Origin of the sequence: Streptomyces sp. NBC_00435, assembly GCF_036014235.1 — a bacterium.
GTDB lineage: Bacteria > Actinomycetota > Actinomycetes > Streptomycetales > Streptomycetaceae > Streptomyces.
The window spans coordinates 2,069,598-2,094,945 of record NZ_CP107924.1; the positions used below are offsets into that span (position 1 = coordinate 2,069,598).

The 25,348-nt window shown below is 72.3% G+C and carries 22 protein-coding genes; 11 read left to right on the forward strand and 11 right to left on the reverse strand.

The window, feature by feature from the left end:
* The first annotated feature begins 65 nt into the window (after positions 1-65).
* Entirely contained in the window at positions 66-968 is a 903-nt protein-coding gene (locus tag OG389_RS09485) for a carbohydrate kinase family protein (RefSeq protein WP_328298016.1), read from the forward strand.
* Here the strand turns inward: OG389_RS09485 and OG389_RS09490 are convergent.
* Positions 958-1,563, reverse strand: a complete 606-nt coding sequence (locus OG389_RS09490) for a TetR/AcrR family transcriptional regulator (RefSeq protein WP_328298017.1) — start codon at positions 1,561-1,563, stop codon at positions 958-960. The genes OG389_RS09485 and OG389_RS09490 overlap by 11 nt on opposite strands.
* A gap of 71 nt (positions 1,564-1,634) precedes the next feature.
* Between OG389_RS09490 and OG389_RS09495 the strand changes: the two genes are divergently transcribed.
* Complete coding sequence (locus OG389_RS09495) at positions 1,635-2,285, forward strand: NAD(P)-dependent oxidoreductase (protein ID WP_328298018.1); 651 nt, start codon at positions 1,635-1,637, stop codon at positions 2,283-2,285.
* Between the two features lie 94 nt (positions 2,286-2,379).
* Here OG389_RS09495 and uvrA read toward each other — a convergent pair whose 3' ends face one another.
* Positions 2,380-5,394 (reverse strand): excinuclease ABC subunit UvrA, encoded by a 3,015-nt coding sequence (uvrA, locus tag OG389_RS09500; RefSeq protein ID WP_328298019.1) that lies wholly within the window; start codon positions 5,392-5,394, stop codon positions 2,380-2,382.
* A gap of 187 nt (positions 5,395-5,581) precedes the next feature.
* Between uvrA and OG389_RS09505 the strand changes: the two genes are divergently transcribed.
* From OG389_RS09505 to OG389_RS09515, 3 genes are all read left to right on the forward strand, one after another.
* A complete protein-coding gene (locus OG389_RS09505; protein ID WP_328298020.1) occupies positions 5,582-6,274 on the forward strand; it encodes a maleylpyruvate isomerase family mycothiol-dependent enzyme in 693 nt (230 codons plus the stop codon).
* A 10-nt stretch (positions 6,275-6,284) separates the two neighbouring features.
* Positions 6,285-6,941 carry an MBL fold metallo-hydrolase gene (locus tag OG389_RS09510; protein WP_328298021.1) on the forward strand — a complete coding sequence of 219 codons (657 nt, stop codon included), beginning with the start codon at positions 6,285-6,287 and terminating at the stop codon, positions 6,939-6,941.
* 167 nt (positions 6,942-7,108) lie between these two features.
* Positions 7,109-8,413 (forward strand): MFS transporter, encoded by a 1,305-nt coding sequence (locus OG389_RS09515; protein WP_328303641.1) that lies wholly within the window; start codon positions 7,109-7,111, stop codon positions 8,411-8,413.
* Positions 8,414-8,442: 29 nt separating this feature from the next.
* Here the strand turns inward: OG389_RS09515 and OG389_RS09520 are convergent, their stop codons facing one another.
* The 5 genes from OG389_RS09520 to uvrB form a co-directional block, all read right to left on the reverse strand.
* Positions 8,443-9,660, reverse strand: a complete 1,218-nt coding sequence (locus OG389_RS09520; protein WP_328298022.1) for a serine hydrolase domain-containing protein — start codon at positions 9,658-9,660, stop codon at positions 8,443-8,445.
* 145 nt (positions 9,661-9,805) lie between these two features.
* Complete coding sequence (locus OG389_RS09525; protein ID WP_328298023.1) at positions 9,806-10,789, reverse strand: TerC/Alx family metal homeostasis membrane protein; 984 nt, start codon at positions 10,787-10,789, stop codon at positions 9,806-9,808.
* A gap of 289 nt (positions 10,790-11,078) precedes the next feature.
* Complete coding sequence (locus OG389_RS09530) at positions 11,079-13,037, reverse strand: TerD family protein (RefSeq protein WP_328298024.1); 1,959 nt, start codon at positions 13,035-13,037, stop codon at positions 11,079-11,081.
* An 80-nt stretch (positions 13,038-13,117) separates the two neighbouring features.
* Positions 13,118-13,696 carry a TerD family protein gene (locus OG389_RS09535; protein ID WP_328298025.1) on the reverse strand — a complete coding sequence of 193 codons (579 nt, stop codon included), beginning with the start codon at positions 13,694-13,696 and terminating at the stop codon, positions 13,118-13,120.
* 86 nt (positions 13,697-13,782) lie between these two features.
* Entirely contained in the window at positions 13,783-15,933 is a 2,151-nt protein-coding gene (uvrB, locus tag OG389_RS09540; RefSeq protein ID WP_328298026.1) for an excinuclease ABC subunit UvrB, read from the reverse strand.
* Positions 15,934-16,176: 243 nt separating this feature from the next.
* Here uvrB and OG389_RS09545 point away from each other — a divergent pair, with 243 nt between their 5' ends.
* The 3 genes from OG389_RS09545 (at position 16,177) to OG389_RS09555 (ending at position 19,249) form a co-directional block, all read left to right on the forward strand.
* Positions 16,177-17,064 carry a glycerophosphodiester phosphodiesterase gene (locus tag OG389_RS09545; RefSeq protein WP_328298027.1) on the forward strand — a complete coding sequence of 296 codons (888 nt, stop codon included), beginning with the start codon at positions 16,177-16,179 and terminating at the stop codon, positions 17,062-17,064.
* Between the two features lie 134 nt (positions 17,065-17,198).
* Complete coding sequence (locus OG389_RS09550) at positions 17,199-17,762, forward strand: methylated-DNA--[protein]-cysteine S-methyltransferase (protein WP_328298028.1); 564 nt, start codon at positions 17,199-17,201, stop codon at positions 17,760-17,762.
* Between the two features lie 194 nt (positions 17,763-17,956).
* Positions 17,957-19,249, forward strand: a complete 1,293-nt coding sequence (locus OG389_RS09555) for an MFS transporter (protein WP_328298029.1) — start codon at positions 17,957-17,959, stop codon at positions 19,247-19,249.
* A gap of 35 nt (positions 19,250-19,284) precedes the next feature.
* On the opposite strand, the gene OG389_RS09560 is transcribed toward OG389_RS09555, so the two are convergent.
* Positions 19,285-19,680 carry a cupin domain-containing protein gene (locus OG389_RS09560; RefSeq protein ID WP_328298030.1) on the reverse strand — a complete coding sequence of 132 codons (396 nt, stop codon included), beginning with the start codon at positions 19,678-19,680 and terminating at the stop codon, positions 19,285-19,287.
* Positions 19,681-19,901: 221 nt separating this feature from the next.
* Between OG389_RS09560 and OG389_RS09565 the strand changes: the two genes are divergently transcribed.
* Positions 19,902-20,846, forward strand: coding sequence for a pseudouridine-5'-phosphate glycosidase (locus tag OG389_RS09565; protein WP_328298031.1), 945 nt, complete (start codon positions 19,902-19,904; stop codon positions 20,844-20,846).
* Positions 20,843-21,766, forward strand: coding sequence for a carbohydrate kinase family protein (locus OG389_RS09570; RefSeq protein WP_328298032.1), 924 nt, complete (start codon positions 20,843-20,845; stop codon positions 21,764-21,766). Before OG389_RS09565 ends, OG389_RS09570 begins: the two co-directional genes overlap by 4 nt.
* A gap of 102 nt (positions 21,767-21,868) precedes the next feature.
* Here OG389_RS09570 and OG389_RS09575 read toward each other — a convergent pair whose 3' ends face one another.
* Positions 21,869-22,462 carry a hypothetical protein gene (locus OG389_RS09575; RefSeq protein WP_328298033.1) on the reverse strand — a complete coding sequence of 198 codons (594 nt, stop codon included), beginning with the start codon at positions 22,460-22,462 and terminating at the stop codon, positions 21,869-21,871.
* A gap of 208 nt (positions 22,463-22,670) precedes the next feature.
* Positions 22,671-23,387, reverse strand: coding sequence for a uridine kinase (locus tag OG389_RS09580; protein WP_328298034.1), 717 nt, complete (start codon positions 23,385-23,387; stop codon positions 22,671-22,673).
* Between the two features lie 92 nt (positions 23,388-23,479).
* Between OG389_RS09580 and OG389_RS09585 the strand changes: the two genes are divergently transcribed.
* Positions 23,480-24,925: a WGR domain-containing protein gene (locus OG389_RS09585; protein ID WP_328298035.1), complete on the forward strand. Its 1,446-nt coding sequence runs from the start codon at positions 23,480-23,482 to the stop codon at positions 24,923-24,925.
* A 7-nt stretch (positions 24,926-24,932) separates the two neighbouring features.
* Here the strand turns inward: OG389_RS09585 and OG389_RS09590 are convergent, their stop codons facing one another.
* Positions 24,933-25,322, reverse strand: a complete 390-nt coding sequence (locus OG389_RS09590; RefSeq protein WP_328298036.1) for a cupin domain-containing protein — start codon at positions 25,320-25,322, stop codon at positions 24,933-24,935.
* Positions 25,323-25,348 lie beyond the last annotated feature (26 nt).

Consider the following 25,348-nt stretch of genomic DNA (forward strand, 5'->3'; position numbering starts at 1 on the left):
GGCCCGGCTCGGCACCGGCGGGCCCACCCGACGATACCGCCGCCCGATGGGATACCTTCCCCCGCGTGATCGTCGTCGGTGGAGAAGCCCTGATCGACCTGGTGCCCGTCGCGGAGCCCCCGGGCGCCCTGCTGCCCCGGCCGGGCGGCGGCCCGTACAACACCGCGCTCGCGCTGGGTCGGCTCGGCGCGGAGGTCGCCTTCTGCTCCCGGGTGTCGGCGGACGGCTTCGGCACCTCGCTGCTCGCCGGGCTGCGCGCGGCCGGTGTGGACCTCTCGCTGGTCCAGCGGGGTGCGGAGCCGACGACGCTGGCCGTGCCCTCGCTGGCCCCGGACGGCTCGGCGGCGTACGGCTTCTACGTCGAAGGCACCGCCGACCGGCTGTTCCAGCTGCCGCCCGCGCTGCCGGCAGGGGTACGGGCCCTCGCGCTCGGCACCTGCTCGCTGGTGCTGGAGCCGGGGGCGAGCGCCTACGAGGCCCTGCTCCGGCGGGAGTCCGGGCGCGGGCTGCTGACCCTGCTCGACCCCAACATCCGGCCGGCCCTGATCGCCGACCCGGCGGCCTACCGGGCCCGGTTCCTGTCCTGGCTGCCGTACGTGGGCGTCCTGAAGCTGTCCCAGGAGGACGCGGCGTGGCTGGGCGGCCGCGTCGGCGACTGGTTGGCGGCGGGGCCCGCTGCCGTGGTGCTCACTCGGGGAGCCGGGGGGCTGACGGTGTGGACGCGGGAGGGCGAGGAGCACTCGGCGCCCTCGCTCCCGGTCACGGTGGTGGACACGATCGGCGCGGGCGACACCGTGAACGCGGCCCTGCTCCACCGGCTTTCGGGCGGGACCGGCGGCTCGGCCGGCTCCGCCGGCTCCGGTCCGGTCGACTGGCCCGAGGTGCTGACCTACGCCGCCCGCGCCGCCGCGCTGACCTGTACCCGGGCGGGCGCGGAACCCCCGTACGCCGCCGAGCTCAGCGGATAGCGGCCCATACGGTCCCGGCCACGGCGGGGGCGAACTCCTCGACCGGCCCAACCGTGTCGGGACCGGAGAAGTGCAGGAAGAACGCCCGCTGGAAACAGGCGCCGAGCAGCAGCGCGGCGGCGGCCGAGGGGTCGGCGTCGGGGCGCAGCCGGCCCTTCCGGAGCTCGCGGAGCAGATGGCCGGTGAGGGCCTCCAGCACGACGTGCGGACCCGCGCCGATGCTCCGTACGCCCTCGCGGTGCCGGGTGAGCAGGACGGGGTCCGCGAAGAGCGAGGCCGCCATGGGCATGGCGTCGGCGTAGAAGAGCGAGGCGTACCGGGCGATCTCGGTCAGCCGCTCCTCGACCGGCTGCTCCCCGGGGTCCGTGGTGAGAGCCGCCATCATCGCGCCGGCGTTGGGGCGGCGCTCCATCAGCACCCGGACGAACAGCTCCTCCTTGTTCGCGAAGTACTTGTAGAGCGCCGCCTCGGAACAGCCGGCCTCGCGGGCGATGGCCTTGGTGGTGGCGTTGGCCAGGCCGCTGGTGCGCATCAGGGTCTCGGCCGCGTCCAGCAGGCGCTCGGGGGTGGACCGGCTTGACTTCGGGGTGAGCATTCACTCACCCTAACGGAAGGAGAGGTGAGTGAATGCTCACCCACCCCCTCTCAGTCATAACGGGAGCCAGGATGAGACTCACGGTGTTCGGAGCCACGGGCGGGGTCGGCCGGGAGGTCGTCCGGCAGGCGCTCGACGCGGGCCACGAGGTGACGGCCGTCGTCCGCGACCCCGCGCGGCTGGACGTACCGGCGCACGACCGGCTGCGCGTGGCGGTGGTCCGGGACCTGACGGACGAGGACGCGCTGGTCCCGCTGCTGGCGGGCCGGGAAGCGGTGGTCTCGGCGCTGGGCGCGTCGGGCAACAAGCAGGCACGGCTCACCCCCGTCGCGGGTCCGGCCCTGCGGTCGATCGTCTCCGCGATGGACCGCGCGGGGGTCAGCCGCCTGTCGGCGGTGAGCGCGGCCCCGCTGGCGCCGCCGACCCCGGCGGACGGGGTGTTCGCGCGGGCACTCGTCCTGCCCCTGCTGCGGCGGGTCCTGCGGGACGTCTACGCGGACCTCGCGGTCATGGAGGCGGCGATCGCCGCCAGCGGCACCCGGTGGACGGTGATCCGCCCGCCGCGCCTGCTGAACCGGCCGCGGACGGGGACGTACCGGCGGGCGGTCGACGCCAATGTCCCGGGCGGGCGGTTCATCGCCCGCGCGGACGTCGCGGACGCCCTCCTGACGACCCTGTCCGACCCGTCGACGGCGGGCCACGCCATCGGCGTCGCCGCCTGATCCAGCCCCTCCGGCGTTCGAGGAGCGGGGGTCCGGGGGCTGGCCCCCGGGAGCGGTGCCGCACCGGATGCGGATCGGCACCACCCCCGGAGGGCTACGCCTTGCGGGCCCGCGTGGCCTTCTTCGCGGCCGCCGGGGCCGCCTTCTTCGCGGCCACCGAGGCTGCCTTCTTCGCCACCGCCTTCTTCGCGGCAGCGGCGGGAGCCGCCTTCTTCCGCGCGGCCGCCTTCTTCGCCGGCCGGTCGACCGGCTCCGCGTCGGAGACCCGGTCCGCGCCGAGGATGTCCCGCAGGAACTTGCCCGTGTGGCTCGCACCCACCGAGGCGACCTGTTCCGGCGTGCCCTCCGCGACGACGAGGCCGCCTCCGTAGCCGCCCTCGGGGCCCATGTCCACGACCCAGTCCGCGGTCTTGATGACGTCGAGGTTGTGCTCGATGACGATCACCGAGTTCCCCTTGTCCACCAGCCCCGACAGGACCTTGATCAGCTTCGAGATGTCCTCGAAGTGCAGGCCCGTCGTCGGCTCGTCGAGGACGTACACCGTCCGGCCCGTCGACCGCTTCTGCAGCTCCGAAGCCAGCTTCACGCGCTGCGCCTCACCGCCCGACAGCGTCGGCGCCGACTGGCCGAGCCGCACGTACCCCAGCCCCACCTCGTTCAGCGTCTTCAGGTGCCGCGAGATCGTCGGGACCGCCTCGAAGAAGCCGGCGGCCTCCTCGATCGGCATGTTCAGGACCTCGGCGATGGACTTGCCCTTGTAGTGGACCTCCAGCGTCTCCCGGTTGTACCGGTCGCCGTGGCAGACCTCGCACGGGACGTACACGTCCGGCAGGAAGTTCATCTCGATCTTGATCGTGCCGTCACCGGAGCAGTTCTCGCACCGGCCGCCCTTCACGTTGAAGGAGAAGCGGCCCGGCAGATAGCCGCGCACCTTCGCCTCCATCGTCTCCGCGAAGAGCTTGCGGACGTGGTCGAAGACACCCGTGTACGTGGCCGGGTTGGACCTGGGGGTCCGGCCGATCGGGGACTGGTCCACGTGCACGACCTTGTCGACGAGGTCGTCGCCGTCCACCCGGGTGTGCCGTCCCGGCACCGACCGCGCACCGTTGAGCTCGCGCGCCAGGTGCGTGTACAGGATGTCGTTCACCAGCGTCGACTTGCCGGAGCCCGATACGCCCGTCACCGCGGTGAGCACGCCCAGCGGGAAGGACACGTCGATGTCCCGCAGGTTGTTCTCCTTGGCCCCGTGGACCGTGAGCCTGCGCGACGGGTCCACGGGCCGGCGTACGTCCGGGAGCGGGATGGACCTCTTGCCGGACAGGTACTGCCCGGTGATCGACTCGGGGTTCTTCAGCAGCTCCTTCAGCGAGCCGCTGTGCACGACCTTGCCGCCGTGCTCACCGGCGCCGGGGCCGATGTCCACGACCCAGTCGGCCACCTTGATGGTGTCCTCGTCGTGCTCGACGACGATGAGCGTGTTGCCCATGTCCCGCAGTCGTACGAGGGTCTCGATCAGGCGGTGGTTGTCCCGCTGGTGCAGGCCGATGGAGGGCTCGTCCAGGACGTAGAGCACTCCGACGAGACCGGAGCCGATCTGCGTGGCGAGGCGGATGCGCTGGGCCTCGCCGCCCGACAGGGTGCCGGCGGCGCGGTTGAGCGAGAGGTAGTCCAGGCCGACGTCGACGAGGAAGCGGAGCCGCTCGTTGACCTCCTTGAGGACGCGCTCAGCGATCTTCTTGTCGCGGGCGTCGAGGCGCATCTGCCCCAGGAACTCCGCGCACTCGCTGATCGACATCGCGGCGACCTCGGCGATCGACCGCTCCATCACCGTCACCGCGAGCACGATCGGCTTGAGCCGAGTGCCCTGGCAGGTCGGGCAGGGCACCTCGCGCATGTAGCCCTCGAAGCGCTCGCGGCTGGTGTCGCTCTCGGACTCCGCATGGCGCCGCTTCACGAACGGCACCGCGCCCTCGAAGGCCGTGGTGTAGGCCCGCTCGCGCCCGTACCTGTTGCGGTAGCGGACCTCGATCTGCGTCTTGTGGCCGTACAGCAGGGCCTTCTTGGCGCGCAGCGGCAGCCCGGCCCAGGCGATGTCCGTGCGGAAGCCGAGCTCCTCGGCGAGCGCGCCGATCAGCCGCTGGAAGTAGTCCTTGGTGTGGCCGAGCGACCACGGGGAGACCGCGCCCTCGTCCAGGGACTTGTCCTCGTCCGGGATGATCAGCTCCGGGTCCACCTCCATGCGCGTACCGATACCGGTGCACTCGGGGCAGGCGCCGAAGGGCGAGTTGAAGGAGAAGGAGCGGGGCTCCAGCTCCTCGAAGGACAGGTCGTCGTACGGGCAGTAGAGGTGCTCGGAGTACATCCGCTCACGCTCGGGGTCGTCCGCGGCGAGGTCGACGAAGTCCAGGATCACCATGCCGCTCGAGAGCCCGAGGGCGGTCTCCACGGAGTCCGTCAGGCGGCGCTTGGCGCTCTCCTTGACGGTGAGGCGGTCGATGACCACCTCGATGGTGTGCTTCTCCTGCTTCTTCAGCGTGGGCGGCTCGGAGAGCTGGATCGTCTCCCCGTCCACCCGGGCCCGGCTGTAGCCCTTGGTCTGGAGGTCGGCGAAGAGGTCGACGAACTCGCCCTTGCGCTCGCGCACCAGCGGCGAGAGCACCTGGAAGCGGCTGCCCTCGGGCAGCGCGAGCACCTTGTCGACGATCGCCTGCGGCGACTGCCGCGAGATCGGCCGGCGGCACTCGGGGCAGTGGGGCTTGCCGATGCGCGCGAAGAGCAGGCGGAGGTAGTCGTAGACCTCGGTGATGGTGCCGACGGTGGAGCGCGGGTTGCGCGAGGTGGACTTCTGGTCGATGGAGACGGCCGGGGAAAGGCCCTCGATGAAGTCGACGTCGGGCTTGTCCATCTGCCCCAGGAACTGGCGGGCGTACGACGAGAGCGACTCGACGTAGCGGCGCTGACCCTCGGCGAAGATCGTGTCGAAGGCCAGGGAGGACTTGCCCGATCCCGAGAGTCCGGTGAAGACGATGAGCGAGTCGCGCGGCAGGTCAAGAGAAACGTTCTTGAGGTTGTGCTCGCGAGCGCCACGAACGATGAGACGGTCGGTCACGCCGGTCCGCACCTTTCTTGAGAGAGCGGGGGCACTGGCCCCCGTCCCAGGGTATTGGGGGGCGCCTCTGCGGTGGAGTGGGAGACTGGACTCCGAGCGTATAGCACGTGCATTCGATTTTAGGCACTCCGCTGGCCTCTTCACCCGATCGTGTGGCGGGGCCCCTTCGACCACTAGGCTCGGCCGCATGATTGATCATGTGCAGGACCTGCGATCCGTACGTGAGGCCACGGACCGGCTGCTGACCGCGGCCGCGAAACTGGACAACGCGACCCTCGCCGAAGAGTCACGTCTCCCCGGCTGGACCCGCGGCCACGTCCTGGCCCACCTGGCCCGGAACGCCGACGCCCTGGTAGAGGTCTTCGAGGGCCGCCCGATGTACGAGAGCGCCACCTCCCGGGAGTCCGACATCGAGCGCGATTCCGGGCGTCCTCTGCTGCAACAGCTCGAGGACGTCCGGCATTCCGCGGACCGCTGGCAGGCCGTCGCCGAGCTGCCGCAGGACTGGACGCGCATCGTGGAGCTGCGCAACGGCGTCACCGACGTCGCCGCCCGCGTTCCCTTCCGCCGCCTGATCGAGGTCGAGCTGCACCACGTCGACCTGGACATCGGCTACGAGCTCACGCACCTCTCCGCCGAGTTCACCGACCGGGAGATCGCCTTCCTCGCCGACCGCTGGGCGGGCCGGCCGGACGTACCCCCGGTGACGCTGCAGGCCATGCCCGGCGAGGTCTGGCACACCGGTGGCACGGAAGGCGCCCCCGTGGTCCTCCACGGCACCAAGGCCGAGCTGCTCGGCTGGCTCGCCGGGCGCGGTCCGCAGGGTGCCCATCTCGCCGTACTGGCCGGCGACGGCCTGCCCGAACTCCCCCCGCTCTAGGATTGCCGACATGACGTACAGCGGAGCGGTCAAGGTCGGCGGTCCGGCCGACGTGCACGAACTCTCGGACCTGATGATTTCCAAAGTCGCGGTGGGCGGCATGAACAACAACGCCTACCTGTTGCGCTGCCGGGCCACCGACCAACAGCTGCTGATCGACGCGGCCGCGGAGCCGGAGACCCTGCTGAGCCTGATCGGTGACGGCGGCATCGCCTCCGTGGTCACCACTCACCAGCACGGCGACCACTGGGGCGCGCTGGCGGACGTGGTCGGGGCGACCGGCGCGCGGACGTACGCGGGCGCCCTCGACGCGGAGGGCATCCCGGTCGCGACCGACGTGCTCGTCGCGGACGGGGACACGATCACGGTCGGACGGGTCACGCTGACCGCCCGCCACCTGGTCGGCCACACCCCCGGTTCGATCGCGCTGGTCTACGACGACCCGCACGGTCATCCGCACGTGTTCACCGGCGACTGCCTCTTCCCCGGCGGCGTCGGCAACACCTGGGGGGACCCGAAGGCCTTCGTCCAGCTCGTCGACGACGTGGAGCACAAGCTCTTCGAACAGCTGCCGGACGAGACCTGGGTCTACCCGGGCCACGGCAACGACACGACGCTCGGCGCCGAGCGTCCTCACCTGGCCGAATGGCGCGAGCGCGGCTGGTAGCCGACATCCGCCCGTCAACCTCGCGCCGGACCGCACTCCCTTCCGGTCATTGATGGGCGAACGCACGTCCTGAGGGTGTGGGGCGGGGTAATTGCTGCACCATGCAACAAGACCCCTCCCCCGCCGTCCCCTCCCCCGCCGCGGCCCCGGCCGTCGCGCGGCCCTCGATGCTCCGGCTGGCCTCGGCCGCCCTCGCCGGGACCGCCATCGAGTTCTACGACTTCTTCGCCTACGGCACCGCGGCCGCCCTGGTCCTCGGCCCGCTCTTCTTCCCCGCCTTCTCCCCGCTCGCCGGGACCCTCGCCGCCTTCGGCACCTTCGGCGTCGGCTTCCTCGCCCGCCCCCTCGGATCGGCCGTCTTCGGCCACATCGGCGACCGGTACGGCCGCCGCCCGGTGCTGCTGGGCTCCCTGCTGCTCACCGGCCTGGCCACGGTGGCGGTGGGCTGCGTGCCCTCGTACGCCTCCATCGGGGCGGCCGCACCGGTCCTGCTGGTCCTGCTGCGCTTCCTGCAGGGCTTCGGACTGGGCGGCGAGTGGGGCGGCGCGGTGCTGCTGACCGCCGAGCACGCCCCCGAGGGGCGGCGCGGGCTCTGGTCGAGCTTCCCGCAGATGGGTCCGGCGGTGGGATTCCTGCTGGCCAACGGCCTGATGCTGGCCCTGTCGAGCACCCTGTCCGACGGGCAGTTCGCCGCGTGGGGCTGGCGGGTGCCGTTCTGGGCGGCGGGGCTGCTGGCCCTGGCCGGGCTGTGGCTGCGCCGCTCGGTGGAGGAGACCCCGCAGTTCCGCGCGCTCGCCGCGACCGGCCGGCGGGCCGACGCCCCGCTGACCGAGGTCGTACGGGGCCACTGGCGCCTCCTCCTGCTGACCGGCGGGGCGCTGGCCGTCGGGTACGCCGTCTTCTACGCGGTCACCACCTGGTCCCTCGCGTACGCCACCGAACACCTCGGGGTGCATCGCTCGGTGATGCTGACGTGCGTCATGGTGGCCGTCGCCCTCAAGGGACTGGCCACCCCGGCGATCGCGCTGCTCGGCGACCGCTGGGGGCGGCGCCCGCTGTGCCTGGCGGGCTGCGCGATGTCGGCGCTGTGGATGTTCCCCTTCGTGGCCCTGCTGCGCACCGCGGACCCGCTGCTGATGACGCTGGGGCTGTTCGGCGCCCTGCTCGGCATGGTGACGATGTTCGCGGTGGTGGGCGCCTACCTGCCCGAGCTGTACGCCCCGCGGATCCGCTGCACGGGCGCGGCCGTCGGCTACAACCTGGGCGGGGTGCTGGGCGGGGCGCTGACCCCGATCGTCGCGACGGCCCTGGCGGACGGCTCCGGCCCGCCGTGGGCGGTGGCCGTGTACCTGACGGGGATCGCCCTGGTCTCGCTGGCCTGCTTCGCGCTGCTGCCGGAGACGAACCCCTCGGGCGTGCGGCAGCGGACGGGCAAGGAGGCGGAGGCGGCCCGAGCGACCGCCCCCGCGTAGCGCCCCGGGGCCCGATCCTCCGTCAGCCGCTACTTGGTCTCCACCGGTTTGTGGCCCGGGTACACGTGGCTCGGGGTCACGATGCTGGTGATCGCCTCGCCGAAGAGGGTGCTGGGCTCCTGCCCCTTGTACAGGTCGTCGGTGGTGAGCAGGACGACCATGGTCGCCTGCACCTCCGGCAGGTAGACGGTCAGCGTCTCGTAGCCGGGCAGCGAGCCGTTGTGGCCGAGCCAGCCCTGCACGTTGAAGATGCCGAGCCCGTACCCGTCGCCGGGGATGATGCCGATCGGCTGCGTCTTCAGGCGCTGGGCCTGGGTCGCGGGGGTCAGCAGCGTGCCGGTGGCCAGGGTCTTCGCCCAGATGCGCAGGTCCTGGAGGTCGGAGGCCATCGCTCCGGCGGCCCAGGCCCACGACGGGTCGAGGTTGGTCGCGTCCACGATCTTGCCGCCGGGCAGATCGTTGGTGTAGCCGTGCGCGTGCGGCTCGGGGAACTCCGTCCCGCTCGCGAGGAGCGTGCGCCCGCTCAGCCCCGCGGGCTTGACGACGTCCTGGGCGATGACCTCGTCGAGCGGCCGGCCGGTGATCTTCTGCACCAGCAGGCCGAGCAGGATCAGATTGGTGTTGGAGTACTCGAACTTCGCGTCCGGCTCGAAGTTCACCGGGTGCTTGAAGGAGATGTCGAGCAACTGCTGCGGGGTGAAGGTGGAGGTGATCTTCGCGTCGAAGCCCGGGTCCTCGCTGTAGTTGTAGAGCCCGCTGCGCATGCCCGCCAGTTCGCGCAGGGTGATGCGGTCCCCGTTCGGGACGCCGCTGATGTACTTGCCGATGGTGTCGTCCAGGGCGAGCTTTCCCTGGTCGACCAGTTGGAGGAGGGCCGTGACCGTGAACGTCTTGGTCTCGCTGCCGATGCGCACCCCGAGGTCGGGCTTCATGGGGGCGCCGGTGGCCTTGTCGGCCACGCCGAAGGACTTCACGTAGCTCCCCTTGCCGGGGGCCCACAGTCCGACGGTCACGCCCGGCACCCCGGTTTCGCTCATGGTCTGGCGCACGGCCGCGTCCAGTTGGGCGGCGACCGCCGGCGTGAGCTGCGGGAACTCCGTGTCGCCGGTCGGTGAGGGTGCGGCGGACACGGACGGCGCCGAGGCGGCGGCCCCGTACGCGGAGCCCGCGACGGCCGGGGCGGTGAGGAGGCCTGCGGCGGCTACGGCCACCCAGGCCCTGCGCATACGCGTGCGGGTCGGCCTCATGGCACGGCCTCCTGTCGTCCGACGACCAAGGCAACATGACCACCTTAGGTCCGGACCACCCCTGTCGCGCGGCGACGGATCTGGCGCGCTCCGGGCCCGCGCCGGGCCCGGCGCGGGCCCGCGTCAGGCCCGCGTCAGGCCCGCGTCAGGCGTCGACGCCCTCCGGGGTGGCGGCGGCCTCGGCCTCGGCCTGCTTCTTCGAGGCGATCAGGCTGGTGATCGTGGTGATCACCAGGACACCGCAGATGACGCCCAGGGAGACCGGGATGGAGATCTGCGGGACGTGCAGGCCCGACTCGTGCAGGGCGTGCAGCACGAGCTTGATGCCGATGAAGCCGAGGATGACGGAAAGGCCGTAGCTGAGGTGGACCAGCTTCTTGAGCAGGCCGCCGATGAGGAAGTACAGCTGGCGCAGACCCATCAGCGCGAAGGCGTTGGCGGTGAAGACGATGTACGGGTCCTGGGTGAGACCGAAGATCGCGGGGATCGAGTCCAGGGCGAACAGCACGTCGGTGGTGCCGATGGCGAGCATGACGACCATCAGCGGGGTCAGGACGCGCTTGCCGTTGTTCCGGATGAAGAGCTTGGTGCCGTGGTAGCGGTCGGCGACGCCGAACTTCTTCTCGATCGACTTGAGGAGACGGTTCTCCTCGAACTCCTCGTCCTCCTCGTCCTTGCGGGCTTCCTGGATCAGCTTCCACGCGGTGTAGATGAGGAAGGCGCCGAAGATGTAGAAGACCCACGAGAAGTTGGTGATGATCGCGGCGCCGGCGGCGATGAAGATCGCGCGCAGGACGAGGGCGATCAGTACGCCGATCAGCAGCACGCGCTGCTGGAGCTGCGAGGGCACCGCGAACTTCGCCATGATCAGGACGAAGACGAAGAGGTTGTCCACGCTCAGGGACTTCTCGGTGATGAACCCGGCGAAGAACTCCTGCGAGGCCTGGCCGTGCCCGAAGAACAGCAGGCCGAGGCCGAAGAGCGCCGCGAGGACGATCCAGACGACCGTCCAGATGCCCGCTTCCTTCATGGAAACGTCGTGCGGTTTGCGGCCGATGAAGAAATCGGCGCCGATGAGGATGCCCAGACCAACGATGGTCAGCACCCAGAGGGTCAACGAAACGTCCACGGTTTACATGCCTCCGGCAGATGGCTCAGCACTTTGTCAGCGTCATCGCTGCCGGAGGTCTCTTCCACCCGGACGGCCAGGGGGCCACGGGCCGGCGCCCCGGGACCGATTGCAGTCCGTATTGACGGGCACGCCGTAGCAGGAAAGCAGGAATACTCCCCTCCGCACTCACCAGCGTACCCGCCATGACCCCCTAAGGTAAAGGGAATACCAAGAACCGGTCAGGCGTCGGTCACGGGCCGGTCATGCGTGGGTCGCGCGGGCGGGGCGGCCGGTCGGGCCGCGGCCGCTACCGGGTGGCCCGCCGGGCCGCCGCGACCCGCTCGAGCGCCTGGTCGAGGACCTGGCTGCCGCGCGGCGGCAGATCCGGTTCGAAGGTCCAGGCGTGGTGGACCCAGGGATCGGCGAGGTGGTTGTCCGGCACCGGCGACAGCCGCATCAGCGAGCGCCACAGCGGGTCCAGCAGCGGCCCGTAGGCCGAGGCCTCGTCACGGTCCGCGACCATCAGCAGGTGCACGCCGACCGCCGGCCCCTCGTCGGCGAGGTAGCGCAACCGGGTGACGGCCCGGTCGTCGAACCCGTGCGGGAAATCGTGCACGATCAAGAGCTGGTCGGCGGTGTCCACATCGGGCGGCAGGTCCTCCGGAGCTCCGGCCCGCACCGCCATCTGTACGAGGTCCACGCGCCGGGTCAGCCGCTCCAGGGTCTCGGTGACCCCCGCGGCCCCGGCGGCGGGAGGCCCCGCCAGCACTCCGGCCCGCACCAGCGGGGTTAGCGAGGCGGCTCCGGCGCCGGCCGCGTCGATGACGTGGACGGCGAACCTGTCGGCGGGGTGGGCGGCCAGCAGCCGCGCGGCGTGCGCGACGGCCATGTCCATCGCGGCCCGGCGCAGTTGGTCGGTGTCCATCGCCATGGCGGACTCGGAGCCGGTGCGGCCGTTGTCGATCCACAGCCCGCGCTCCAACGGGACCCTGACCAGCATGGGGATGCGCAGATCGGGCCGCTCGGGCAGGTGGAGGTCTCCCAGGCGCAGGGCCAGCGGGCTCTCGCCGGGCACGGTGTGGGCGTACCAGACCGGGTTGTCCCAGCGGGCGTACGGGGCCGGCAGCGCGGGCTCGACGACCTCGGACTCGGCGGTGAGCTGGACCAGGTCCCGGTCGAGGACGGCCTGCGCCTGCGCGACCAGCTCCTCGTGTCGGGCCCGGGCGGTGTCACGGGCGGCGTCGCCGGAGCCGCCGAGGCGGTGGCGGGGGTCGGACAGCGCCTCGTCCAGCTCGCGGTCCATCCGGGAGTCGGCGAACTCCACGGCACCGCGGTAGGCGGCCACACAGCGGGCCAGGTCCTCGAACATGCCCCAGACCTGGTTGTAGAGCCGCTCCTCCATCGACCAGCCGCTCGCGTCCCCGGCGACGGGGCGGGCCGGTTCACCCGGCTGCGGCGGCGCGGCGGGGCGCGGCGCGGGCTCGGGCGGTTCGGTGCTGGTGCGGCGGCGCGGGTGGGCGTAGCTGATGGTGGGCGGACCGCCCGCGGTGTCCCCGCCGGGCCCGGCCGCGTACGGGGCCGAGGGGACCGGGATCGGGTCCGGGGGCGGCAGTGGCGTGGGGGCGGGCGCGGTGTCCTGCGGGGCGGGGTCCGGCGCCCGCAGGCCGCGTGGCACGGTCGGGGCCGGCCCGCCGGGCATGACGGCCAGGGTGATGTCCCCCATCGGGGTCAGCCCCGTCGCGAGGGCGGCGAGCTCGGTTGCGGCCGGGCCGGGCAGCCCGGCGTCGGCCAGGAGCGCGCCGAGTCCGCCGGCATAGCCCTGGCCGACGGCGCGGACCTTCCAGGCCCCCTGGCGCCGGTACAGCTCCAGGGCCATGACGGCGGTCTCCGACTCCAGGCCGGTCAGCGTGTACCCGGCGAGCTCGGCGCCCTCCGGGTCGGCCACGGACACGTAGGAGGCCGGGACCGCGCCGAAGCGGGCCGGGCCGCCGGGCGGCAGGACCAGCACGAAGCCGACCCGGTGCACGGCCGGGTCGACGGCCTCGAGGTCGACCGCGATGCGGTGCTCCCCCGAGACCTCCCCGGGCACTTCCAGCCCGGGCAGGGTGCGGGCGCCGGGATGGGCCAGCGCCCCGGGGCCGGCGAGCCGGCCCGCCTCGTCGCCGACCTGGGCCAGGGCGAGCACGGGTGTGCCCGCCGAGACCCGGATCTCGACCCGGCTCCGGGACAGGGGGTGGTTCTGCCCCCGGACCAGTTCGGCCGTCATCGTGCAGCCCCTCCCCCGTGCCCGTTCTTCTGCTGTGCCGTCGTTGTTGCCCGGTGGTGCCCGGTGGTACTCGGTCGTGCTTACAGGTGCGGCAGGATCGCCGGCATCAGGTCCTGGAAGGTGCGGCCGTTGGCCGGGTTGCCCAGGGCCGTCATCTGCCAGCCGGCGCCGACGCGCGACACCTTCGCCATGATCTGGGCGGTGTACTGGCCGCCGCCGTCGAGGGTGTAGCGGGCCAGTTCCTGGCCGTTGGTCTCGTCGACGATGCGGCAGAAGGCGTTCTGCACCTCCTGGAACGTCTGGCCGGTGAAGGAGTTCACCGTGAAGACGATCTGGTCGATGTGGACCGGCACGCGCTGCAGGTCGACGAGGATCGACTCGTCGTCCCCACCCTGGCCGACACCGCCGACGAGGTTGTCACCGGTGTGCCGGACCGAGCCGTCGTCGCTCTGCAGGTGGCGGAAGAACACCACGTCCACGGGCTGCTTCTCGGCGAAGAGCACCGCCGACGCGTCGAGGTCGATCTCGCGGGTCCGCGAGCCGAACAGCCCCCGCCGCTTGGCCGCCTGCCAGCCGAGGCCCATCCGGACCGCGGTCAGCGTGCCCCCGTCCGCCTTCTGCAGACTGATGGCCTGACCCTTGGTCATGTTGACCGTCACGCGCTGTCCCCTCTCCATAGCCCGCCCCCGATGGGGGTGCGCAGCGTGTACCTGCGGCTGTGCCAACCCTACTGACCGGCCCCGGGTCAGGCGAGACCCGCTTCCTTCATCTGCCTGAGCTCCTTCTTCAGCTCGCTCACCTCGTCCCGGATCCGGGCCGCGACCTCGAACTGCAGCTCCGCGGCGGCGCCGCGCATCCGCTCGGTCATCTGCTCGATGAGCGCGGCCAGTTCGGCTGCGGGGCGGTCGGTGAGGACCTCGCCGCGCTTGGCCCCCTTGGCCCCGGCCCTGCCGCCCGCCTTGGCCTGGCCCGCCTTGCCGCCCAGCGCCGGGACGGGGGCCTTGAGCGCCTTGCCGTCCTTGGTCTGCCGGTAGCCGGTGCCGAGCAGCTGCTCGGTGTCGAGCTCCTCGCGGGCGATCGTCGCCACGATGTCGTTGATCTTCTTGCGCAGCGGCTGCGGGTCGATCCCGTGGGCCGTGTTGTAGGCGACCTGCTTCTCCCGGCGGCGGTTGGTCTCGTCGATCGCCTGGGCCATGGCCGGGGTGATGCTGTCCGCGTACATGTGGACCTCGCCGGAGACGTTGCGCGCGGCACGGCCGATGGTCTGGATCAGGGAGGTCCCCGAGCGCAGGAAGCCCTGCTTGTCGGCGTCGAGGATCGCCACCAGCGACACCTCGGGCAGGTCGAGGCCCTCGCGGAGCAGGTTGATGCCGACGAGGACGTCGTACTCGCCCGCCCGCAGCTCGCGCAGCAGCTCGATGCGGCGCAGGGTGTCGACGTCGCTGTGCAGGTAGCGGACCTGGATGCCGAGCTCCAGGAAGTAGTCGGTGAGGTCCTCGGCCATCTTCTTGGTGAGGGTGGTGACCAGGACGCGCTCGTCCTTCTCCACCCGCTGACGGATCTCGTGCACCAGGTCGTCGATCTGGCCCTCGGTGGGCTTGACCACGACCTCGGGGTCGATGAGTCCGGTCGGGCGGATGATCTGCTCGACGAAGCCGTCCCCGCGCGAGAGCTCGTACTTGCCGGGGGTCGCCGACAGGTAGACGGTCTGGCCGATGCGTTCCTGGAACTCCTCCCACTTCAGCGGGCGGTTGTCGAGCGCGGACGGCAGCCGGAATCCGTGGTCGACCAGGGTCCGCTTGCGGGACGCGTCACCTTCGTACATCGCGCCGATCTGGGGGACGGTGACGTGCGACTCGTCGATGACGAGGAGGAAGTCCTCGGGAAAGTAGTCGATGAGGGTGTTGGGCGCGGAGCCGCGCTCGCGGTCGTCCATGTGCAGCGAGTAGTTCTCGATGCCGGAGCAGGACCCGATCTGGCGCATCATCTCCAGGTCGTACGTGGTGCGCATGCGCAGCCGCTGCGCCTCCAGCATCTTGCCCTGCTTCTCCAGCTCCGCGAGGCGCTCGGCCAGCTCGGCCTCGATGCCGCGGACCGCCTTCTCCATGCGCTCCGGGCCGGCGACGTAGTGGCTCGCCGGGAAGACGTACAGCTCGCGGTCCTCGCTGATCACCTCGCCGGTCAGCGGGTGCAGGGTGGACAGGGCCTCGATCTCGTCGCCGAACATCTCGATGCGGACGGCCAGTTCCTCGTAGACCGGGAAGATCTCGATGGTGTCGCCGCGCACCCGGAAGGTGCCCCGGGTGAAGGCCACGTCGTTGCGCGTGTACTGGATGTCGACGAAGCGGCGCAGCAGCTGATCGCGGTCCATCTCCTCACCGACCTTGAGGGGGACCATCCGGTCGACGTACTCCTGCGGGGTGCCGAGACCGTAGATGCAGGACACGGAGGCGACGACGATGACGTCGCGACGGGTGAGGAGGGAGTTGGTCGCGGAGTGGCGCAGCCGCTCCACCTCCTCGTTGATCGAGGAGTCCTTCTCGATGTAGGTGTCCGACTGCGGAACGTAGGCCTCGGGCTGGTAGTAGTCGTAGTACGACACGAAGTACTCGACGGCGTTGTTCGGCAGGAGCTCGCGGAACTCGTTCGCCAGCTGCGCGGCGAGCGTCTTGTTCGGTGCCATCACCAGCGTGGGCCGCTGGAGCTTCTCGATCATCCAGGCGGTGGTCGCCGACTTGCCGGTTCCGGTCGCGCCGAGCAGCACGACATCCTTCTCACCTGCACGGATGCGCTTCTCCAGCTCGGCGATGGCCGCCGGCTGGTCGCCGCTGGGCTGGTAGGAACTGACGACCTCGAAAGGCGCCACCGTGCGTTCGATCTTCGATACGGGCCGCATGGGTCAACCGTACGACCCCCCACTGACAGCCGGTGGTCCCGCACCCCGGCGAACTCGTTCGGGTCTGGTCCGTTTGTCGTAGTTCGGTGGCGGCCCGGTGATCTTCAACCCCATGATCGCCGTACACGGCTCCCTCCCTGAAAGTGCGTCGGAAACGCAACGCCGTCAGTGCATCGCCGCAACGAATGCCGCTCCGCGCCCGTTTGAAGCAGGAGCAGGGCACTTGACCCGAGGAGAACGCGCATGTATGTCCGATCCGCCGCCGCGGCCACCGCCGCCTTCCTGGGACTCACCCTGACCGTGTTCGGTGCGGCCGCCGCCTCGGCCGCACCCGGCGGTCCGGACTGGTTCTCCAACCCGATCGTGTACGCCCACCGGGGGGCTTCGGCGTACGCCCCGGAGAACACCCTGCAGGCGATCGACCTCGCCATGGAGATGGGCTTCGACTGGGTGGAGAACGACGTCCAGCGGACCAGGGACGGCGAGCTCGTGGTGATCCACGACGACACCCTGGCCCGGACCACCGACGTCGAGCAGGTGTTCCCGGACCGCAAGCCCTGGCGGGTCCACGACTTCACCGCGGCGGAGATCGCCCGGCTGGACGCGGGCAGCTGGTTCGGACAGGAGTTCGCGGGCGCCCGCGTACCGACCCTGCGGCAGTACATGAACCGGGTCCAGCGCAACCAGCAGCGGCTGCTCCTGGAGATCAAGAAGCCGGAGCTCTACCCCGGGATCGAGCAGCAGACCCTGGACGTCCTGGAGGAGACCGGCTGGCTCGACGAGAACCACGTGAACCGCCGCCTGGTCGTCCAGAGCTTCAGCGCCGACTCCGTACGCACCGTCCACGAGCTGCGCCCGGACCTGGTCACGGCCTTCCTCGGCACCCCGGCCCTCGCCGACCTGCCGCGGTACGCCGAGTTCACGGACCGGATCAACCCCTGGTACACCACGATCGACAGCGACTGGGTGGCCGCGGTGCACGGGCTGGTCGGCGCCCACGGCAGGGCGATGGAAGTGGACACCTGGATCGTGGACGACGCGGCGACCACCCTGAAGGTCCGGGAGATGGGTGTGGACGGGATCATCACCGACAAGCCCGACGTCGTACGGGAGGCCGTGGGCGGCTACTGAGGCGGGGTGGCACGGTCAGCGGCCGCCCCGCTGCCGGGAGCCCCGCCGTCAGGGGTCCCGGCATCGGGGGGCCCGCCGTCAGGGGGCCCGCCGTCCAGGACCTCGCTGTCAGAGGGGCGCCGTACCGTGAAGGGGTGGACAGCACCGAGCGGCCCCGCGGGCCGCACCTCGAATGGACCGTCGTCGACAGCGGCATCGGCCCCCTGCTCCTGGCCGCGACCCCGGAGGGTCTGGTCCGGGTGGAGTTCCATGCCGGCCCCGAGCGGGCCGAGCGGATGATCGGCTCGCTGATCTCCCGGCTCGGCGCCGACGCCCACCGTCCGGAGCCGGGCCACGAGGTCCTGCTGGCCGAGCCGATACGCCAGCTCAACGCCTACTTCGCCGGTACGCTGCGCCGCTTCGAGCTGCCGCTGGACTGGCGGCTCAGCTCCGGCTTCAACCGGCAGGTCCTGCTGGAGCTGGACCGCTCCGTTCCGTACGGGAGCGTGGTGGGGTACGGCGAGCTGGCCGCCCGGGCCGGAGCGCCGGGCGCGGCCCAGGCCGTCGGCAACGCCATGGGTTCGAACCCCCTGCCGCTGGTGGTGGCCTGCCACCGGGTCGTGGAGAACGACGGCGGCATCGGCGGGTTCGGCGGGGGTGTGGAGACCAAGCGCCACCTGCTCGCCCTGGAGGGCGTCCTGCCGCAGCCGCTGTTCTGAGGGACGGCCGTGTGCTGCCCGGCGCCGGGGGTGCCGTGCTCCCGGCTCTGGGAGCTGCTCCCTCCTCTCCGAGGGGGTGCCGTGCTCCCCGTAGCCCTGTTCCGCCCGCGCGGTAAGGGGTGCGAAACTGCGGCGGTGACTACTCCTGCCGCCGCTCCCGCAGCCCCGCCGCATCCGTGCCGGAGGTGGACCGCATGAGCACCGCGCCCGGCACCGACCGGTCGGCCGCGCCGATCACCCTCGCCGATCTGCCCCGGCTGCGGCGCCGCACCTCCGGGGTACTGATCGCCGGCCAGATGCTGGGCGGGATCGGCGTGCCGATCAGCATCGCCCTGGCCCCGGTACTGGCCACCGAGGTCAGCGGCACTGAGTCGCTCTCCGGCTTCGCCTCCACCGCCGCCGTGATCGGCACCGCCGTGGTCTCGCTGCCGCTCGCCGCGCTGATGACCGCGCGCGGCCGCCGGCCGGGCCTGGTCCTCGCCTACGTGATCGGCGCGGCCGGCGCGGCCCTCGTCGTCCTCGCCGCCGCGGTCCGGAGCTTCCCGCTCCTGATGCTCGGCATGGCCGCCTTCGGAGCCGCCTCCTCCGCCAACCTCCAGTCCCGCTTCGCCGCCGCCGACCTCGCCGAACCCGACCACCGGGCGCGGGCGATCTCCGTCGTCGTCTGGGCCTCCACCATCGGGGCGGTGCTCGGCCCCAACCTCTCCGCCCCGGCCAGCCGCAGCTTCGCCGGCACCTCCATACCCCAGACGGCGGGCCCCTTCGTATGGGCCGGCGCCGTCTTCCTGCTCACCGCCGCGCTGATCGGCGTACTCCTGCGCCCGGACCCGCTGCTGACCGCGCGGGCGCTCGCCGCACCCGAGGAGCAGACCCGCGCCGGGCGCTCGCTGCGCGCCGGGTTCGCGGCGGTCAAGGCATCCCCCCGGGCCCGGCTCGCGCTGCTGACCATCGCGGTGTCGCACACCACCATGGTCTCGATCATGGTGATGACCCCGGTCGACCTGGGGCACCACGGAGCCGGACTCCAGCTCGTCGGGCTGGTCATCAGCGTGCACATCGCCGGCATGTTCGGCTTCTCGCCGCTGATGGGCTGGCTCGCGGACCGCCTCGGCCGGCTGTCCGTGATCGGACTGGCGGCCGGGCTGCTGTGCACCGCCGCGCTCCTCGCCGGCACGGCCGGCGGGAACCACGCCCAGAGCGCCGCCGGGCTCTTCCTGCTCGGCCTCGGCTGGTCCGCGGGCATGGTGTCCGGCTCGGCGCTGCTGACCGACTCGGTGCCGCAGCCCGCGCGTGCCGCCGTACAGGGCCTCGGCGACCTCACGATGAACACGGCCGCCGGCGTGGGCGGCGCCGCCGCCGGTCTGGTCATGTCCCAGGCGGGCTACGGCTGGCTCAACGCGGTCGCGGCCGCCCTGCTGCTGCCGGTGGCGGCGCTCGCGCTGTTCACCTCGCGCCGCCATCCGGCCGGGGCCCGCAAGGCCCCGTAGCCAGGACCCAGTAGCCAGAGCCCGGCAGCCGGTCGCTAGTAGCTGATGTGGTAGGCCTTGCGGAGCGTCTCGTGGACGGTCCACGTGGTCCTGTCGCCCTCCCGCAGGACGCACGCGGAGCCGGGGCCGACCTCCAGCGTCGCGCCGCCCTCCACCTCGATGGTGGCGCGCCCGCTGACCACCACGAAGAGCTCGTTGGCCTCGGTGTCGGTGACCACGCCCGGGGTGATCTGCCAGATCCCGCGCACCTGCGAACCGTCCGGCGCCTCCCACAGCACCTTGCCCGTCACGACGGGATCGCCCGAGAGGATCTGCGCGGGGTCGAGCTCCTCCGCCTCCAGTTCCGTGTCGGAGAGGTCCGGTACGGAAACGGCGAAGGAGGCGGGGGACGGCACGGGTACGGGGGCGTCACTGTGATCACTGGTGCTCATGGCCCGTCAGCCTAATCCGGACACGCCGCACCCCGGGGTGACCAGAGCGTCCAGCGCGCGCCCGCCCCGCGCGTCACCCTGTCGAGCCGGGCCGGGCTCCCCGAGGACGGGTCCGGGCCCGCATGTCGCCGGCCACGCCGGCCACGGCGCTGCCCGGCCAGGTTCGCGCCGTGCGGCGGCAACGCGTTTGGAGCCCCGACTCCCGTGCCAGGGATGGGGACATGTCACAGCACACAGCATTTGAGGTCAGCGCCCCGGTACCGGTCCTGTCGGAGGAGGTGCGCGAGGCGCTCGCCCGCCGGCAGCCCGTCGTGGCCCTGGAGTCGACGATCCTCGCCCACGGCCTGCCGCGGCCCCGCAATCTGGCGGTGGGCATGGAGCTGGAGGAGCTGGTCCGGGCGGAGGGAGCCGTTCCGGCGACGGTCGCGGTCATCGACGGGGTGGCGTACGCCGGGCTCGACAAGGCCCGGCTGGAGCGGATCGCCGGCGGCGAGGGCGTGCGCAAGCTCGGCCACCGGGACCTGGCGCCCGCGCTGGCGACGGGGGCGACGGGCGCCACCACGGTTTCAGCCACGGCCTTCCTGGCCGCGCGGGCGGGACTGCGGGTCTTCGCCACGGGCGGGCTGGGTGGCGTACACCGTGACTGGACGCGGTCGCAGGACGAGTCGGCGGACCTCGCGCTGCTGGCGCGGACCCGGATCACCGTGGTGTGCGCGGGGGTGAAGTCGATCCTGGACGTCCCGGCGACGCTTCAGCGGCTGGAGACGCTGGGGGTCGGTGTCCTCGGGTACGGGACGGAACGTTTCCCCGGGTTCTACCTGGCCGACTCCGGCGAGCCGGTGGACTGGACGGTCCATCGCCCGGAGGAAGTGGCGGCCGTGATGGCCGCTCAGGACCTCCTCGGCGGAGCGGAGTCGGCGCTGCTCGTGGCCAATCCGGTGGCGGAGTCCGAGCAGCTCGATCCGGAACTGCACGACCGGGTCCTGGCCGAGGCGCTGTCGGAGTGCCGGGCGCGGGGGATCACGGGGCAGGCGGTGACACCGTTCCTGCTGGGGTTCCTGGTGCGCGCGACGGGCGGCGCCTCCCTGGAGGCCAACCTCGCGGCGGTACGGGGCAACGTCCGCCTCGGGTCCCGGATCGCGCGGGCCTGGGCGGCGCGGCCGTGACCGCCGTACCCGGCGCGCCCGGGGCTCTGCTGGTCGTCGGGGACGTGGTGACGGACATCGTGGCGGTGCACGCGAAGCCGCTGGCTCCGGGCACCGACACCCCGGCCCGGATTCGCACCCTGCCGGGTGGTGCCGGGGCCAACGCGGCCTGCTGGGCGGCCCACGCGGGAGCCGGGGAGGTACGACTCCTCGCGCGGGTCGGCGGCGATGCGGCCCAGTGGCACGAGCGGGCGCTGCTCGAAGCCGGCGTGCGGCCGCAGCTGGTGATCGATCCGGCCGAGCCGACGGGAACGGTGGTCGCGCTGGTCGGGAAGGACGCGGAGCGGACCTTCCTGACCGACAGCGGGGCCTCCCTGCGCCTCTCCCCCGCCGACTGGGCGCCCGGGATGCTGGACGGGGTCGGCCATCTCCACCTGTCGGGTTACCTGTTCTTCGCCGGCAGCAGCCGGGAGCTGGCCGTGGTGGCGCTGCGGGCCGCCCGTGCCCGGGGGATCCCGGTGAGCGTGGATCCGGCGTCGGCGGGGTTCCTGGCCGCGCTGGGTCCGGACCGCTTCCTGGACGCCGTGGCGGGGGCCGGCGTACTGCTGCCGAACGAGGACGAGGCGCTGTTGCTGGCGGGGGCGGAGGGGACGGCCGACGGGTCCGCCGGGGCGGCCCGGGCCGCGGCGGTGCTGAGCCGGCGGGTGCCGCTGGTGGTGGTCACCCGGGGCCGGGCCGGGGCGCTGATCGCCGAGGACGGCCGGGTGACGGCCGAGGTCGCGGCGGAGAGCGCGGAGGCGGTGGATTCCACGGGCGCCGGGGACGCCTTCACCGGCGCCTTCCTCGCGGCCCGGCTGGCGGGAGCGGGCTCGGCGTGGGCCGCCGGGGCCGGGTGCCGGGCGGCCGCGCTGGCGGTGGCCCGGCTGGGCGGGCGGCCGTAGGGCGGACGGCCGTAGGGCGGACGGGCCCGTACGGCCGTGCCCTCGGGAGGTGGTACGAGGTGCGGCGAAGTCCGACGAGGGACGGCGAGGTGTTGCGAGGCGTTACGAGGTGTACTGCTGGTCGAGCGAGTCGATGACGCCCTTGCTGTCCAGGTGGTAGCGGAAGACACGGCCCTGGTCGGGGTGGGCGATCAGCCAGTCGATGAGCTGCTGGAGGGTGATCGGCTGGCTCACGCTGCTCGCGACGACCGGGGTGACCGCCGTGATCCTGGCGTCCTCGGCGATGTTGAGGTAGGTCTCCTTGCCGGTCGTCTCGAAGGGCGCGGCGTCCGCACCGGGCGCGGCGCAGCCCCAGTTGCCGTGCTTGATGATCAGGCTGTGGACGCCGCCTTCGGGGGTGTAGCGGTAGACGGCGACCTCGTCGGGCGAGATCGGCATCTTGTGGTCGCAGGTGGAACCGGGCGTCGGCGCCTTCTTCGTCCCTGCCGGGGTGACCGTCGGAGCCGGCTTCTTCGGGGACGCCGAGGCGGCCGGCGAAGGGGCGGAGGAGGGCGAGGTGGTGCCCGTGGCCGTCGCGCTCGTGCCGGGGCTCGCACCGGGAGCCCCCGCCGCGCCGTCCTCGTCGTCACCTTCGCAGCCCGTGAGGACCAGGGTCGCGCACAGGGCCAGCGCGGCGAACGCCGCCTGTGCGCGCATCCGTCTCGCGCCCCGAAGTCCTTCGCCGTGTCCGCGCATTGCCGTCTCCCTCTGCCGGGGCGCCACCTGGTGGCCGCCGTCGAAGCGTGCCGTCAACGTAGCGCGCGCCATCGGCCGGCGGGGTGGCCGGAACTGTTCGTCACCGTGCCGGGATCCGCCTGTTGCCGTTCGCGTACCTCCGTGACGGGGCGGCGGCACGAGGCAGCGGTCAACCGGCCGGTCCTGGGCGCAGACCCGTCCAGGCCGGGTGGCGCGGATCGTCGGCCCGGACCAGGGCGTCGGCCCGCGCCGCCGGGTCAGTTTCGGCCTCGTAGCGCGCGAAGGCGGGGATGGTCCAGCGGGCGGACTCCTCCGTGCGGCGGGCGAGCGCCCCTGGGGAGAGGCTGATGTGGACGCTGAGGTCGAAGGGGAACCAGTGCCCCAGGAGGAGCGGGCCGTGCGCGATGAGCACGCCGCCGGACGGGAGTTCGGCGTAGGGGTTGCGGGTCGCCCGGTCGGTGGCCGGGTCCCAGAGGTCGGGCAGCACCCGGCCAGTGCCGCCGGGGTCGGTCGGGCCGAAGACCTCCCGCCAGAGCGCGGCCGTGTCGTACCAGCCGTCGAGGTACGAGTCCACGTCCTCGCGCCCGAACTCGAAGCGGAGCGAGGCCGGGCGCAGGAAGCCTCCGGCCGCCACCACCAGGACCGAACGGCCGCGCCGGCGCAGGGCGTCGGCGAGCTCGGCGGCGAGTACGCCGGTGCCGGCGGCGGGCGCCCCGTCGATGCCGACCCGCCGCCAGGACCGGCTGCCGCCTCCGTCCCCGCCGTCCCAGGCGTTCCCTCCGCTTGCTCTGTTCGCTCCGCTTGCTCCGTCGTCGGCCGCGTCGTCGTCGAGATGACCGGCGAGCCGCTCGGCCATCCGCTGCCAGGTGATCGCTTCCAGCTGCACCAGGCCATTGTCAGTGGTGGCCCCTAACGTTTTTGAGGAGGGATCACCGGCGCACAGGGGGCCGGCGGCCCGGCCTTGGGGAGGGGTCTGTCATGGCTCGGGAGACGACGTATCTGGAGCTGTCGCAGGACGACGGCGGTGCCCACAAGTTCTACGAGGTGACTGTGGACGGCACGGCCGTCTCCGTGCGCTACGGGCGCATCGGCGCGGACGGCCAGTTGCAGAACTCCTCCTTCCCGACCATCGAGAAGGCTCGGGCGGCAGCCGCCAAGAAGGTCGGGGAGAAGGTCCGCAAGGGCTACGCCCCGGCGGTGCGGGGAGTCCGCGCGGCCCGGTCGGTGACGCGCCGCCAGGTGACGTCGGCGCCGTCCACGGCGCGGGCGGTGGCCCCGGTGCTGTGGCGGTTCCGTACCGGGTCCTCCGCCTTCGGGATCCACGTGGACGAGGACCGCTGCTGGGTCGGCAACCAGGCCGGCGACGTCTACACGCTCAGCCACGGCGGTGAGGTACTGGCCCGGTACTCACTGCCGGACGGGGTGAAATGCCTGGTGGCGGACGAGTTCTGGATCTACGCGGGCTGTGACGACGGCACGGTCTACGACCTGTCCTCGAAGGTCCCGTTCGGGGCGTACGACATCGCGGCCGATGTGGACATCTTCTGGCTCGACATCCGCGAGGGTGTGCTGAACGTGTCGGACCGCAGCGGGGGGCTGACGGTCATCGACCACGAGGACGAGTTCCAGTGGTCGCGGCGCTCGGCCGGCACGAACGCCTGGATGGTGCGCGCGGACGAGCGGGCGGTCTACCACGGCCACAGCAAGGGGGTCACGGCCTACGCCCCGGACGGCGGGCGGGAGTTGTGGCACACCCAGACCGACGGATCGGTGCTGTTCGGCTGGCAGGAGGACCACGCGGTGTATGCCGGGACCGGGCACAACACCGTGCAGCGGCTGTCGAAGGCGACGGGCGCACTGGAGGCCTCCTACCGGTGCGACGCGGCGGTGTACTCGTGCGCGACCTCGCCGGACGGGCGGCACGTCTTCGCCGGTGACCTCGCGTCCTCCGTCTACTGCTTCGACGCCGACGGGCGGCGGCTGTGGAAACTGGGCACCGGCAGCGGGGCCGCGCTGTCCATGCAGTACCTGGACGAGCGGCTGTACCTGGTGACCACGGACGGCTCGCTGGTGTGCGTGGACGCGAGCGAGGCCGCGATCGCCGCCGCCCGCGAGGGATCGGTGCCGACGGCGGTGGACGTGAAGTCGGCCGCCGCCCTGCCCGTCTTCACCCCGGCCGCGAGCCCCGCCGCGGTGGCGACGGTGTCGGTGGCCGCCGTGCCCGCGGGCGGGGTGGTCGTGGAGTGCGTCCAGCAGGGCGGCCGGATGCGCGTCCAAGTGGTCTCGGGCGGCTTCGAGCCCTCCTGGAACGTGCAGTTCCCGCGCGGGATCCGGGAGCCCGGCGCCCGGTACGTGGTGGACGGACTGCACCCGGCCTCAGGGGGCTTCTACCGCGTGCGCGGGGAAATACGCCGTCTCGTCTGACCGGCGTTCACCGGGTGCGCGTCGCGCACTCGCACGGCGGGGCCCCGGGCGGGGCCTCGGCGGGCAGCGCGAAGGGGTCGCCCTCGGCGAGGGCGGCGGTCACGCAGAGCACGACGGGCTCGGAGCCGAGGTTGCGGCCGAGGTGGACGTGGTGGATGCCGGCGGGCTCGACGAAGCTGGTTCCGGTGCGGTGCACCTCGACCGTGCCGTCGTGCAGGATCCGGGTCAGGGTGCCGGACTTGACCACGGCCATCAGCGGGACGCGGTGGTAGTGCCAGCCGGTGCAGCCGCCCGGTTCTATGGCGACTTCCCGCACCACGAGGCCGGAGGCGATCTCCGCCTCGGGTCGCCGGCCCATCGCTCTCGGGCGCCCCGCCGTCGCCTGCCGTCCAGCCATGTTTCCCTCCTCCATGGGCCCACCGC